The sequence below is a fragment of the Nostoc sp. UHCC 0251 genome (genome assembly GCF_034932245.1).
Classification (GTDB): Bacteria; Cyanobacteriota; Cyanobacteriia; order Cyanobacteriales; family Nostocaceae; genus Nostoc.
This window is the reverse complement of record NZ_JAYGHD010000117.1, coordinates 1-11,934: the sequence shown is the minus strand read 5'-3', so window position 1 is coordinate 11,934 and position 11,934 is coordinate 1. Positions and strand designations below refer to the sequence as shown.

Annotated in this window: 16 protein-coding genes; 11 read left to right on the top strand and 5 right to left on the bottom strand. The window is 41.8% G+C overall.

Translation table 11 applies throughout. The features are described from left to right. Nucleotides 1–155: 155 nt before the first annotated feature. The 3 genes from VB740_RS14345 to VB740_RS14335 are packed head-to-tail and all read right to left on the bottom strand — an operon-like array spanning nucleotide 156 to nucleotide 1,078. On the bottom strand, nucleotides 156–320 hold the full coding sequence (locus VB740_RS14345; RefSeq protein ID WP_323200657.1) for a hypothetical protein: 165 nt from the start codon (nucleotides 318–320) through the stop codon (nucleotides 156–158). Nucleotides 321–347: 27 nt separating this feature from the next. Next, on the bottom strand, nucleotides 348–500 hold the full coding sequence (locus VB740_RS14340) for a hypothetical protein (protein ID WP_323200656.1): 153 nt from the start codon (nucleotides 498–500) through the stop codon (nucleotides 348–350). Further along, nucleotides 497–1,078, bottom strand: a complete 582-nt coding sequence (locus VB740_RS14335) for a tyrosine-type recombinase/integrase (protein WP_323200655.1) — start codon at nucleotides 1,076–1,078, stop codon at nucleotides 497–499. Before VB740_RS14335 ends, VB740_RS14340 begins: the two co-directional genes overlap by 4 nt. Before the next feature lie 217 nt (nucleotides 1,079–1,295). On the opposite strand from VB740_RS14335, the gene VB740_RS14330 reads away from it, so the two are divergent. The 11 genes from VB740_RS14330 (at nucleotide 1,296) to VB740_RS14280 (ending at nucleotide 8,693) form a co-directional block, all read left to right on the top strand. Continuing rightward, nucleotides 1,296–1,628, top strand: coding sequence for a hypothetical protein (locus tag VB740_RS14330; protein WP_323200654.1), 333 nt, complete (start codon nucleotides 1,296–1,298; stop codon nucleotides 1,626–1,628). Nucleotides 1,629–1,630: 2 nt separating this feature from the next. Beyond that, nucleotides 1,631–1,987 carry a hypothetical protein gene (locus VB740_RS14325; protein WP_323200653.1) on the top strand — a complete coding sequence of 119 codons (357 nt, stop codon included), beginning with the start codon at nucleotides 1,631–1,633 and terminating at the stop codon, nucleotides 1,985–1,987. Next, complete coding sequence (locus tag VB740_RS14320; RefSeq protein WP_323200652.1) at nucleotides 1,971–2,567, top strand: hypothetical protein; 597 nt, start codon at nucleotides 1,971–1,973, stop codon at nucleotides 2,565–2,567. Before VB740_RS14325 ends, VB740_RS14320 begins: the two co-directional genes overlap by 17 nt. Beyond that, nucleotides 2,567–3,124, top strand: coding sequence for a hypothetical protein (locus VB740_RS14315; RefSeq protein ID WP_323200651.1), 558 nt, complete (start codon nucleotides 2,567–2,569; stop codon nucleotides 3,122–3,124). Before VB740_RS14320 ends, VB740_RS14315 begins: the two co-directional genes overlap by 1 nt. After that, nucleotides 3,125–3,466, top strand: a complete 342-nt coding sequence (locus VB740_RS14310; protein WP_323200650.1) for a hypothetical protein — start codon at nucleotides 3,125–3,127, stop codon at nucleotides 3,464–3,466. A 2-nt stretch (nucleotides 3,467–3,468) separates the two neighbouring features. Further along, nucleotides 3,469–5,970, top strand: a complete 2,502-nt coding sequence (locus VB740_RS14305) for a hypothetical protein (protein ID WP_323200649.1) — start codon at nucleotides 3,469–3,471, stop codon at nucleotides 5,968–5,970. 3 nt (nucleotides 5,971–5,973) lie between these two features. Further along, nucleotides 5,974–6,819: a hypothetical protein gene (locus VB740_RS14300; RefSeq protein WP_323200648.1), complete on the top strand. Its 846-nt coding sequence runs from the start codon at nucleotides 5,974–5,976 to the stop codon at nucleotides 6,817–6,819. A gap of 132 nt (nucleotides 6,820–6,951) precedes the next feature. After that, complete coding sequence (locus VB740_RS14295) at nucleotides 6,952–7,533, top strand: hypothetical protein (RefSeq protein WP_323200647.1); 582 nt, start codon at nucleotides 6,952–6,954, stop codon at nucleotides 7,531–7,533. Continuing rightward, nucleotides 7,533–7,796: a hypothetical protein gene (locus VB740_RS14290; protein WP_323200646.1), complete on the top strand. Its 264-nt coding sequence runs from the start codon at nucleotides 7,533–7,535 to the stop codon at nucleotides 7,794–7,796. The genes VB740_RS14295 and VB740_RS14290 overlap by 1 nt, the downstream gene beginning before the upstream one ends. A gap of 3 nt (nucleotides 7,797–7,799) precedes the next feature. Beyond that, nucleotides 7,800–8,252 (top strand): hypothetical protein, encoded by a 453-nt coding sequence (locus tag VB740_RS14285; protein WP_323200645.1) that lies wholly within the window; start codon nucleotides 7,800–7,802, stop codon nucleotides 8,250–8,252. A 6-nt stretch (nucleotides 8,253–8,258) separates the two neighbouring features. Further along, complete coding sequence (locus tag VB740_RS14280; RefSeq protein WP_323200644.1) at nucleotides 8,259–8,693, top strand: hypothetical protein; 435 nt, start codon at nucleotides 8,259–8,261, stop codon at nucleotides 8,691–8,693. Nucleotides 8,694–8,912: 219 nt separating this feature from the next. Here VB740_RS14280 and VB740_RS14275 read toward each other — a convergent pair whose 3' ends face one another. Together VB740_RS14275 and VB740_RS14270 are read right to left on the bottom strand one after the other, a co-directional pair. Further along, entirely contained in the window at nucleotides 8,913–9,515 is a 603-nt protein-coding gene (locus tag VB740_RS14275; protein WP_323200643.1) for a superoxide dismutase, read from the bottom strand. 656 nt (nucleotides 9,516–10,171) lie between these two features. Continuing rightward, nucleotides 10,172–11,779 carry a bifunctional pantoate--beta-alanine ligase/(d)CMP kinase gene (locus tag VB740_RS14270; protein ID WP_323200642.1) on the bottom strand — a complete coding sequence of 536 codons (1,608 nt, stop codon included), beginning with the start codon at nucleotides 11,777–11,779 and terminating at the stop codon, nucleotides 10,172–10,174. Nucleotides 11,780–11,934: the final 155 nt, after the last annotated feature.

The following is an 11,934-nucleotide window of genomic DNA, read 5'->3' as shown; positions in this document are numbered from 1 at the left end:
CCAATGACCAATGACTATGCACCATATTTACAAAGGATTTCGAGCGCTGATAATACCCGAAATGGAATCCACAGAATCAAGATTAAAGAGAGGAGATTGGCGATCGTTAATTGTTGGATACAGATACACCGCTCGTTATAGAGGCAGAATCTGTTTTATCGTTGATAATCCCCTGCCGACAATAGAGGATGCGAAAACTGATTTTGAAAATCGTATTGACGTAATCCTAGACAGTGTTTGACCAATAAAAAGCGATCGCGCACCAGGAGGAAATGCGATCGCAATTTTTGTACTGAAACATAACATCTTATTGGCTTCACCACCTTATCCCTCGCGGCTGCGGTTTGTCATAACTCTGGGTAAACCTGATCGACTTCATCCCACGCTTGGCTTGCGAGATTCTCCAGCGCCATAGCCAAATACAAAGGATGGTCGTATTCACCGTGCTGCAAGCGCTCGAAGAAGATTTCAATTTGCAGGAATAGGAGTTTGGCGTTCATAGAGTTGCGATCGCGCTCTTTACGTCTTCGTCACTTACCTCGATGTACCGAGAAAGCACCTTCAAATCAGTGTGTCCAGTGGCTTTTTTAATCGTCGCCAGGCTCACACCCCGCTTTGCCAATCTCGTTATAAAACTCCGGCGGGTGGAATGAGTTGATATGCCTTTGGCCGTCAACCCGGCTCTCTCTACAGCTGTGCGTAAAATTTGGTCAGCCGCTCGTAGAGACATCGGTTTGTCCGCTTCCCTAGAGGGAAATAACCAAACAGAACCGGGAACTGGCTTGTATGCTGCTAGCAACTCAGCCAAAGTATCGTGAACCGGCACCTGGCGCGTCTGTCGTTTTCCGTTGGGGGTTGCCTTGCGAGTCCTGGCGCGAAAATTGATATACTCACAAGGCGAATCGTCGAGGTTGTACACATCCAGAAGTTGCAATTTCACTAGCGCCCCCCAGCGTTCCCCGGTGTACCAGGCAAGATCCAAAAGTAGTTTATATTTTTGAGAGCGGATCTGCTTACGAATTTTGGAATAATCCGCGTCGGTCAAAACTGCGGCTTGTCCATTTCGATTATTTTTCATTTTATTTTTTACTTCTGCGTATTCCGGTTTAACCCTTGAGCAAGGCTAAACCGGAATATTCCTAATTAAGAGTATTAGAAATATTCGGTTCAATCGTATTCACAGCAAGGCTTTTGCGTCCTCAGTGAATGTTCTTGTTTTACATAAAAGTGGAACATTTACATAATTTTTAATCAGCCATACAACGGATTTATTCACCTCATGAAAATCCGCTTTTATGGAACCAACACTTACTGCCGTATTCGGTGCAAGCGCCACACAAGATGTAAATACTCTAACCATTAGCAAATCGGATCTAACTTCTACTGGACTGACCCCTAGCGCTAGTAACACTGCTGAATCTTTGCTAATAGCACTCGTACTGAAATTTAAAGCAGCGCTAACAGATGAGGGTAAAGATACCAACATTGACCAATCTGTTGCGGTTGTAGATGGGTTTAGCCCGTCGATTACTACTCGTAACGATGCCATCTATCTGCGAAATACCATCTCTGTAGAAATTGATCGAGTCCTTGCAGGTGCGGATACAATCGACCCCGACCTTTATTAATCATGCAAGCACTAACACTTACTCAATTATTTGGTGATAGTGCTAGTCAAACTGCTACTGAATTGGTAATTCAAAAAGCTGATTTAGCAGCAGTAGGATTAACACCTACAGCAAACAATCGCGCCGAACAATTGGTGGTTGCTCTTTTATTGCAAGCATTAAGAAATTTTGAGGGCTATTTAACGGATGAAAACGGCAATATCATGACTGACGAGAATAACGCCCCAATTGGATACGAAAATCGTCACTTGCATGAGCTTTTAGAAATGTTTCGCTGGGATGCCTATGTTAAGCAGCGAAATGAAAACTTTTACTTAACAGAAACAATTATTTTTGAAAGCTATGTTCAAACAGATTAAAGACTTAGGCACAGAGAAGACTATTCCAAGCAATACGGATATTATTCCAATCCAGCAAGCGGACGGGATAACAAGACATATAACCAAGGCTAATTTATTGTCAGGAATTAGCAGTGGTTTTTCTGTCGAATATGCCCAAGTCGCTGATGTTAAAACAAGTGGCACTGGTGGCGGTACTTATACTTCTGCAAATACAGTAATTACCAGAACACTTAATACAGTAGTTTCTTCAGCAAGCTGGCTATCGTTAGCATCAAATGCTTTTACATTGCAGCCTGGTACATACATTATTGATGCTACTGTACCAGCAATTCTTGTTAACAATTTTCGGGCATGGCTCGAAGATTCATCTGGAACAATAGTATTGCTTGGTAGTTCGGCATACAATGCCCCTGGCGCTGCTTACGCTAGTACTAATAGCTATATCAAAGGAAAAATCGTTGTCTCATCCCCAACATCCTATACGGTTAAGTTCAGGGGTGTAAATGCATCATCTTTCATCTACACTCTTGGAGTCCAAACGGGTTTTCCTGGTCAATCTGAAGTATACACACAAGTAAATATTATGAAGGTGGCTTGATGTCTTATTGCGCTGGTACTAATAAGGCAACAGTTAGCGTTTATGTAAGTGATTCTATATTTGAAAAAATCGTTTCTACATCTCCACCCATAGATATCACTTTAGTTCATGGACAGCCAGCACAAGTTCAAGGCGCTGGATTAGATGTTGCTAACTGTGGGCAATTACCAAATTATGGGATTTATGAATACGACGGGTTTGTAACATTTGTATCAATCAATGTAGCAACGCCAATTTCTAATCCGGCTGGTTTTTGCGCTGGCAGTAAACCTGCGGTAAATGGCGTAACTACACCAGGTATTAATGATGTTTACCATTCAAGCGTACAAATCATTCGTCAGTATTCATCCGATTGGGTCTTGTCTGTAATTGATGCTAACGGGAAAACTATTACTAGAAAGTATCCAACTGAGCCAAGATACGAAATTTCTTGTAATGATGATTGCCCAGAAGGCTCTCACAAATGCACCCACAAGAAATACCCAGGATATTGCTGTGTGCCTTGCAAGGAAGTGGGCGATCGCCTGAAAAACATGGCTAACAAGGTAGGTCGATAAATGGCAGAAATTTGTAAAGATATTGACCAGGGTCTTGCAGCTTTAAATCGCAAAATAGATGCACAAAATCAGCGTTTACGAGAATTGGAGCGCAAGCAACAGCAGTGTTGTGAAGGTAATAGCAACAATAATTACAATGGCAACGATTTAGAGAAACGTGTAAGAGAATTAGAAAAAACTTCAGAAGCGCTCAAAAAAGGAATTGTAGGAACTTTAAATAATTTCGCTGATATTGAGGAGACAAATCGGGAGTTTACCGAGGCTTTTCAAGGTCTGTACAATATGGTGACTCCCCTCATTGATACAGTTTCAGCAATTGCAGGATTTTTAGGAGGCGATTAATAATGGCTACTTGGAACGGGCTTCCTATCCCAGATGCACCGCAAATTAAAATACCTAATTCAATTCCTCAAAATTTTAACTGGAATAGTTATAAAGCTGATCCAAATGGTACTTTTAATAAATTCAAAGGAGCGAGAGAAACGCACCGATTGAATTGGAAAGGATACCGTGCAGCTAGTGCTAGTACTAAAAAAATTATTGCTTCATCTCCTAGTAAAAGATTTATCGCTGATGCTGGTAAGCGAATTAGGCAATTAAAAAAGGTTACAGACTCTACAAAAAAAGTGGCTGATGCTGCCAAGAAAACCTCAGATGCCGCTACTAAAGTAAATGATGCGCTCTTAAAAAAGGTTCCTGGCAATGCTCCTTTAGATAAAGCTGCCCGCATTGGCGCAATTATGGGAATCCTTGCAGCGATTGGAGTAGTTGCTTTACTCAAGTTCCAGGAATTTGTTACAGGTAGGGCGTTCGACGATCTTGCTACAACCCAAATCGACCTGACAAAGGTTAATACCACGGCCGTCAATAATGGATTAAAACTCAAAACTCTTGAGTCTAAGTTACAGAAATACGAGCAAGAATTAAGCGCTAATGCTAGGGATTATTACAAGCTAAATAAACAGCAAGAATCATTTGGTAAAAACATATTAGATGTTAAGAAACAGAGTAATGATGCACTGTATGAAACTCGGCAAGGAAGAACAATTCTTGAAAGTAAAATCGCTGAAACAAGAAAACAGAGTAATGATGCACTGTATGAAACACGCCAAACAAAGTTTAATTTAGAGGCGAAAATTCAGCAGGTTAACGCTGAGATAGCGCGAGTTGCTTCCAAGGCGAATGATGGTTTTCAAAATGCCGTCAACACTACCATTTCTAAATTACAAGCAGAATTGGCATCAGTTAGAGCAAGCATCAAATCAGCCCCACCTGTAGATACTGCCTCTATTACTACTAGTGCTGTAAATGCTGCAAAGGCATTGGTTACGCCGCTCCAGTCCCAAGTCGGAGGATTGCAAGCAACTGTATTGGCGCTGACGGGACAAACTGCGGCGGCTGTAGCGGTTTCGGGTGTAGCAATAAATGGTGTTAGCAATCTCGCTCAAGCGGTATCGACTGCAAATAATACAGCTAGTGTTGCCCAGCAAGAAGCAGAAAGTACTAGAAAATATGTTGACCGGGTGCTAGTTTCCCGAATTGATGCAACAGTTACCCAGAGTACAGGAATAACTGCGGAAATTGCAAAATTGCAGGGTGAAGCACAAAGTACTAGAACCTTTGTTGAGAGAAATTTGGTTCCACGCATTGAAGCAACAGCGACTCAAAGTACAGGAGTAGCCGCAGAAGTTGCAGAAGTGAAACAGCAAATTCCTGGTTTATCAAATGAAATAAGACAATCTCAAACTCAAATATCTGACCTAAATACAAAAATAACTCAACAAGCAAAAGTGAACGAGCAAGCACTACCAAAGCTAGACCAAATTGTAGGCATACTCGGCTTAATTCCGGGGCGGGCAGCAGCAGCAATCAGACCAGACATCCCAACAATTCCACAAATCGAGCAAGCAGCCGCGACGGGTACATGTAGAACCACCCAGCCGGGTGGGTGTATGAATAAGGCACTCAAAGATAATGCAGCAGACATCACCAATAACAACAACACCAATGCAGCCAATATTTTAGACGCTGTAAATACTGGTGCAAATGCTGCACTACTCCAGGGACAGCAAACAATATTAGCAAGATTGGGTGATCAACTGCCCGGTGGCATCGGTGGGAAGCTATCCCGCTTTGCAGATTGGATGCATTTAGATAGAGTGCTTAATATCTTAATTTTTGCAGCCACAGTCCATAATGCTTTGATGTTGAGCAATGATATTGGGCAAACTTTGTTGGGTGCGATTAATAACGTGCTTACTTTAATTGGGCTAAAAAAAGAAGATGGATCTTCTTTTGATTTAGGTAGTGTTATATCCGGCGGTATTGAGAATTTAATCAAAGGGGCAATTGGAGCCGATAATTATACTAGTTTGAGAGAAGCCTGGGCTAAAGCTAATAGGATATATCAGGCAACTACTAATCTTCTTAATAGCTTTTTAAATTTATCGCAAACCATTCTACAAGCTTCTGAGTTGATAGCAGCTTACACAGGAAAAATAGGAAATGCTTTAAAGAAAGGCGGAGTAATTTTAGAAAACGCCTATGGCTGGATGAATCCCCAGCCTAAATTCAATCGCGTCACGCAAACCTTGGAAAGCCTACAAAATGGGGCATCAACAATTCAAATGGTGACACAAGCACCACTAGACGTGGTAAATGCCGTAACAGAATCAACAACGGCTGCAACCGAATTTGTAAAAGCCCTTAAAGAAGATGACAAGCCTGTAAACAAGGCTGCACCCATTCCAGAACCCGACGAATTAAAAGCCAAAGAAACTCAGTCTAAGACTGATTCTCAACCGTTGAGTTTTGATTTCTCAGACTTATTCGATGGAGAGGATTAAACAATGTCATTGCCAGAAGGATTTGACAATATTGAACATCTTCAAAGAACGTGGAATCAAGAACATAATCGTCGGGTTGATCGATACTTTAAAGATGTTCAAGGCAATGGTGATTTATCAGGTGTTAGACCGTCTTTAAAGCTAGCTTGCAGAGCTTTAGACAATGATAATATGTATGCCTCTTGGATGAGGTCAGACCTTTTTTACAACGTTATTGGTTACGGACGCAAAAATCTTGCTGTTTTTTACGGCAATAGGCTTGATACTGCTCCCCCTGTGGCTGGGCATCCACAGTTATTTTTTGTTTTCTCTCAGGATGGGTCAGCTTCACCTTCTGAAGAGTCACCCATACAGCATGAAAAGTCTGTCAGATTAATGAAGTTCTCTTGTTCAACGGGGAATTCCAAGCCAGCGATTACCAAGGCGAATATGACAGAAATCGCTAACGAAATTAAAACCACTTTTTTATCAAGTAGCAGAGGAATAACTTATACGGCAGGGAATAAATCAGCTAGTTACACCGATCCTGATAATGGATTTCCAAAAGGCAATTATTTGCTTGTTAATTCCCGGACTGACGGAGTAGAAATCTACCAAAAAATTTGTAACGTGATTGATGTACCCTTCCAAGCCGAAAGAGTGATTGTGAACGACCCGGACAAACCCAGCACAACAACGGCAACAGCCGGAAAAGTCACGATCTTAGGCAAACAGGTACAAAATCGGCGGTATAGACCTGTAGCAATTCTCAGATTCAGAAGTGCCTACATATCTCTAGGCAATCTTGTTCCACCAGTCTTTCTCATGGATACAACACTTCAGAACCAGGGACTAGTCAAATACCCTTGATGTGAAACGGTTATCCTCATCTGACTGTGGCAAAAAATAAAGGTAAAAACCTATTAGGTTTCCGCACAGAATTCTAAGGATTTTAAAGGCTAGAGTTGGTGAAAAGTGTAACAATTATCACCAGTAAAAATTATGGGCTTTAGAGACCTGCAACGCTACGAATCGCAGAAGGCACGCTATGACAAATACAAGCTTTGGGTTGCAATGAGTCCAGACCAGCGACAAGCTGCCTACGCTACAGTCACCGATGAAACCAAACGGGCGAGGGCAGAAAGAGAAGATGGCTATATTTCTCCTTTTGGCACGGCTGGAACTACTAAGATTTACCTCCCAGCTCAGTTAATCAAGAGCGGACAAACTGGACAGGGATCAGGCGTAGCCAATGTACTTCTTGCGCTGCTTGCTAGCCGCACTACTACAGCTACCGAATTTGGCGCATTAACTACGCCAATTAAGATTGACACGAAAAAATTCAAGTTTGCCAAGTTGACGCTCACTTCTGTTGTGCCTGGGACTGTTAAGAAAAATAGTCGAATCACCGGTGCAGCATACAAAAAGCCTGATGTAGATTCAGTCACTTCTCCCTTTGGTCAAGGTACTGGTGGTGAAGCCTATGATGCGGCTGTTGCAGCCATCGAACAGACAACAGAATATGTGACCTTCATTGAAGGAAACGGCGGTAAAAATCGGGCTAGATTTACTCCTGAAGGTTAATGAGCAAGATAGCAGAACGAACTGGGATTATTTGGACTCCAGACGATCTGTTAGACCTGCTATCTGTCGATATTGATGGCAACTGTTCCGATGCTGAATTTCAGGGAATGCTTGCCATCAATCAAGCAGGTAGAGATTGGCTAACCGGGAAAATTGATACTGTTGAATACCTCGATAAGCTAGAGCATTACGGTATTCCTAATCCGTTTGAAATTGTAGATGAATTTGCTGATCACGTTGATTTTGTAATCTCCCATGCTTGATGTATGAGGCGCAATTTACAGCTAGGGATAGAAAGTAATTGGAATTTGCAATACAGTGATTCTTTCCCGGCTGTAAGTTACTTAAATGATTCAGCAGGGAATCCAATCTATCAAAGGATAACTGAAATAAGTATTCCTGTAGTATTTGACAAACCCATCATTGCTGTGTCTGTCACCACTACTGTTCCTGTAGGATCAATTTGGGTTTATGCAGGGTATTTACGCCGTAGCGTAACAACTGGCTTGGGTGCAAGTTTCGCGGGTGAGCCTGAAAGCTTGTTTTTAGGTAAGTTTAATTTAATAGTTTTCGATGATTTAAATATAAATTATTTTGTATCAATTAAAGTTCCTAAATGGTTTATCAATGCCAATATTGCTATCTACCAATATGAAGGAATAGACACGACAACGCTAGAGGATGATGTGGCGGCGATCAAAACAGCGCTAGAAATATAAACGATTATGAATACTACAAACTCAACAATAGCTGTTACTAATTCTTCCAATAGTTACCCAGGAATAACGCTAACTTTAGAAAGTACTGGTATATTTTTAGGGATTCTTGTTAGCACTTCTGTTTTGGCTGGTGTGGCTGTTACCGTCATCAGCAAAATAAATCGAATCTCAAATTCGATTACTCAAATTGAAAAAGCTCTCGAAGAACAAGTAAGAAATGCTGAGAAAATTCGTGAGATTGATAGAACCTTGGCTTTACATATTCAAGACTATGTGAATCGGAAGGATGTCATTCAAATGCTTCTAGGGCAGCTAAACGAGAAAATTGACCACAAGTTCAAGAGAGTATTGTTTTACACAAGGGATATCCAGCGGTTTCTCCAACGCGATACTGATTTTAAGATCCGCGAGTATGAGGAAACGACTCAGGCAGACGAATAACTCACTGGGGATTCATGCCACTACTTTTATTCAAGTTACTGCCTGTGCTGCCACTGAAGAACAGAAAAGGGAGAAATTAAAAATAATTTCTCCCTTTTCTGGGTCGGCTTTCTGCTTCAACTTTTGTAAATTAACTAATTGTTTTTACCTTGCCATTCCCAAAAGCTAGGGTAGCAGCTTGCTAACGGGTATAGCAGCCAGTTCAAAACTGACAGTTAATTAAGCTTTGGCCAAGTTTTCAGCAGCAAAGTCCCAGTTTACCAAGTTTTCTAGGAAATTTTTGATGAATGCCGGACGGGCGTTTTTGTAGTCAATGTAGTAAGCGTGTTCCCAAACATCTAAGGTTAGGAGTGCCTTCTGACCATGAGCTAGAGGGTTTTCTGCATTTGGTGTTTTGATCACCTTCAGCGTACCACCATCATCAATCAACCAAGACCATCCACTGCCGAATTGAGTTGCGGCGGCGTTCGAGAACTCTTCCTTGAATTTGTCGAAGCTACCAAAATCTTTATCAATTTTAGCTGCGAGATCGCCAGTGGGTGCGCCGCCACCTCCTGGTTTTAAGGAATTCCAAAAGAAGGTGTGGTTCCAAACTTGAGCAGCGTTGTTGAAGATTCCCGTCTTAGAGGAGTCTTTGAAGGAAGTTTTGATCACTTCTTCGAGAGATTTATCAGCAAGTTCTGTACCTTCAGTGAGCTTGTTGAGGTTGTCTACATAAGCTTTGTGATGCTTACCATAGTGATACTCGAAAGTTTCAGCTTTCATGCCATATGGCTCTAGAGCATTCTTGTCGAAGGGTAGTGGGGGCTGTACAAATGCCATGTGTCAAATCCTCTCTTTACCGGTTTCCAGTTTTAAGCTATTACAAAAGCTTAGGAAATTAACAGCTTTTATTTTTGGGGTTTTATGTCTTTAATGATGAAACATAAAACTTAACATCGTCATTTTACTACCAAAGTGAATATAAAAACAAAGTACTCGTCTAATAAGTAAAATAAGCCAAATCACTAAAAAATAATGTCTATAAATAAAAATGGCTAATATTTCCTAGCTAAAAACCAATAAATAATTAAGTAGGTTGGCATAATTAAACGTGGAATGCCAACCAGTGAAATCATTGCCATGAGCAGCTTTACCTTTTTGAGGCACTGCCGTCTTCTCCCAAAAGGAGAGCCTTCTGCCTCCAGCAACAACTGCCTTTTACTTAGCATTTAGCAATTTAAGCTTTCAGACTTCTACCTGTAGTGAGATTAATTGCGATGTGAAGAATCAGTCGAAAGCAAGATGATTTAGTACTTAGAATAATTTAAAATCTCCGTTAGGAGACTTCAAGTTTTGATGATATAGACAAATAGTAGATAAGGAATAGCAAAATCATTTAATGTTTTGCTATTTGGGTACAGCTTTAAGGATGGTAAGAGAATAATCACTCATTTACCACCCTTTTGAACTAAAAAACTAACAGCAATTAGCGATGATTACCATTGAGATAAACGTTGCTGGTAGTAATTTACAATTTGTGCTGTGACTTCAGAAATATTCAGACCATCGGTTTGAAGTTCGATCGCATCGGCTGCTTTTTGCAAAGGGGAAATTTTGCGCGTACTATCTTTCCAGTCACGCTCGGCAATATCCTGTTCCAGTTGCTCTAAACTCACTTCGGGTTGACCTTGTTTGTTAAAGTCTTCCTGGCGGCGACGGGCGCGTTCACCTACAGAAGCGGTTAAGAAGATTTTCACTTCGGCATCGGGGAATACATGAGTACCGATGTCACGACCTTCAGCAACTAAACCACCTCTTTTACCCCAGTTTTGCTGTTGTTTAACCAGTGCTTGACGGACAGCGCTTTGGGCGGCGATCGCAGATACAAGAGAAGTTACCTCAACCGTGCGAATTGCCTGGGTAACATCATTACCGTCAATCCAAACGCGCACACTCGATTGTAAATCCTGGTTGGGAGTAAGTTCAATTTTACACTGGTTAGTTAATTGGGCGATCGCACACTCATCATCAATAGCAATCCCCTTTTGCAGCACTAACCAAGTAATAGCACGATACATCGCTCCTGTATCTAAATACACTAAATTTAGGTTTGCTGCCACTTGACGCGCCACTGTGGATTTTCCAGCCCCGGCTGGGCCATCAATGGCGATAATGGGTTGACGATCGCGCAATATGATATTGTCAATCAAACGTGTAGACCCAAGACGAGCTGCGATCGCCAACATTCCTTCCTCCTGAACTTTTTCTAAAGACATTAACGTAGTCGGTTCAACCAATTCAATATATTCCACTAAAATCGTGCTGACTATTGCCACTTCTTGCTGTACTAGTGCTATCAACTTGTTACTATTGCGATCGCCTGCAATGAATGCAGCTTCAGCTCGTCGCAAGCCGCGATATAATGCCGCTGCTTGCTCTTTTGCCGTTGCAGTCAAATATTGATTACGAGAACTGAAGGCAAGACCCGACGCTTCCCGCACTGTTGGACAAGCAACAATTTCTACTGGCAAATTTAAGTCAGCTACTAAGCGTTTAATAATTGCCAGTTGCTGACCATCCTTTTGACCAAAGTAGGCACGGTCAGGCTGTACCAAGTTGAAAAGTTTGGTCACAATCGTAGCGACACCCTGAAAGTGACCTTGCCGAGAACGACCACACAAGCCTGTTATCATAGCAGATGGGGGGATAACTTGTGTAACCTTTGATTCTTGTATACTCTTCTGAGGAACTGCCATTTCTTCCGGAGTTGGCGCAAAAATTGCATCGACCCCAGCTTGTTCACAAAGTTGTTGGTCTTGCTCTAAGGTGCGAGGGTAGCGTTGATAATCCTCGTTTGGACCAAATTGCAAGGGATTGACGAAAATACTCACAATCACCGTAGAATTTTCTTGCCGCGCCCGTTGAATTAAGCTTAAATGACCTTGGTGCAAATTCCCCATCGTTGGCACCAGACCGACTGCCGTCTGATACCAGCCAGTCATCTCATCTAGTCTCAGATCCTCAGTAACCGCAATTAGCTTGTTTTCTGAGCAGCGTTTAGTTAAATAGCAGCGTAAAGCTGCGACTGTTGTCAGCAGGCGCACAAAAATACCCCTAGTTCTTATCGATCCCTCCCCCGTTAGTTTATATCTGAAATAGAGGGAAGAGATGATTGAACTAGGGGAATTAAGTGATACGGAACTTGAATGGGGCATTGGGCATTGGGCATTGGGCATTGGGCATTGGGCATTGGGCATTG

What these genes read in the sequence shown, in the direction of transcription:
- VB740_RS14340 (WP_323200656.1), bottom strand. Translation starts at nt 500, where the DNA reads ATGAACGCCAAACTCCTATTCCTGCAAATTGAAATCTTCTTCGAGCGC.
- VB740_RS14335 (WP_323200655.1), bottom strand. Translation starts at nt 1,078, where the DNA reads ATGAAAAATAATCGAAATGGACAAGCCGCAGTTTTGACCGACGCGGAT.
- VB740_RS14330 (WP_323200654.1), top strand. Translation starts at nt 1,296, where the DNA reads ATGGAACCAACACTTACTGCCGTATTCGGTGCAAGCGCCACACAAGAT.
- VB740_RS14325 (WP_323200653.1), top strand. Translation starts at nt 1,631, where the DNA reads ATGCAAGCACTAACACTTACTCAATTATTTGGTGATAGTGCTAGTCAA.
- VB740_RS14320 (WP_323200652.1), top strand. Translation starts at nt 1,971, where the DNA reads ATGTTCAAACAGATTAAAGACTTAGGCACAGAGAAGACTATTCCAAGC.
- VB740_RS14315 (WP_323200651.1), top strand. Translation starts at nt 2,567, where the DNA reads ATGTCTTATTGCGCTGGTACTAATAAGGCAACAGTTAGCGTTTATGTA.
- VB740_RS14310 (WP_323200650.1), top strand. Translation starts at nt 3,125, where the DNA reads ATGGCAGAAATTTGTAAAGATATTGACCAGGGTCTTGCAGCTTTAAAT.
- VB740_RS14305 (WP_323200649.1), top strand. Translation starts at nt 3,469, where the DNA reads ATGGCTACTTGGAACGGGCTTCCTATCCCAGATGCACCGCAAATTAAA.
- VB740_RS14300 (WP_323200648.1), top strand. Translation starts at nt 5,974, where the DNA reads ATGTCATTGCCAGAAGGATTTGACAATATTGAACATCTTCAAAGAACG.
- VB740_RS14295 (WP_323200647.1), top strand. Translation starts at nt 6,952, where the DNA reads ATGGGCTTTAGAGACCTGCAACGCTACGAATCGCAGAAGGCACGCTAT.
- VB740_RS14290 (WP_323200646.1), top strand. Translation starts at nt 7,533, where the DNA reads ATGAGCAAGATAGCAGAACGAACTGGGATTATTTGGACTCCAGACGAT.
- VB740_RS14285 (WP_323200645.1), top strand. Translation starts at nt 7,800, where the DNA reads ATGAGGCGCAATTTACAGCTAGGGATAGAAAGTAATTGGAATTTGCAA.
- VB740_RS14280 (WP_323200644.1), top strand. Translation starts at nt 8,259, where the DNA reads ATGAATACTACAAACTCAACAATAGCTGTTACTAATTCTTCCAATAGT.
- VB740_RS14275 (WP_323200643.1), bottom strand. Translation starts at nt 9,515, where the DNA reads ATGGCATTTGTACAGCCCCCACTACCCTTCGACAAGAATGCTCTAGAG.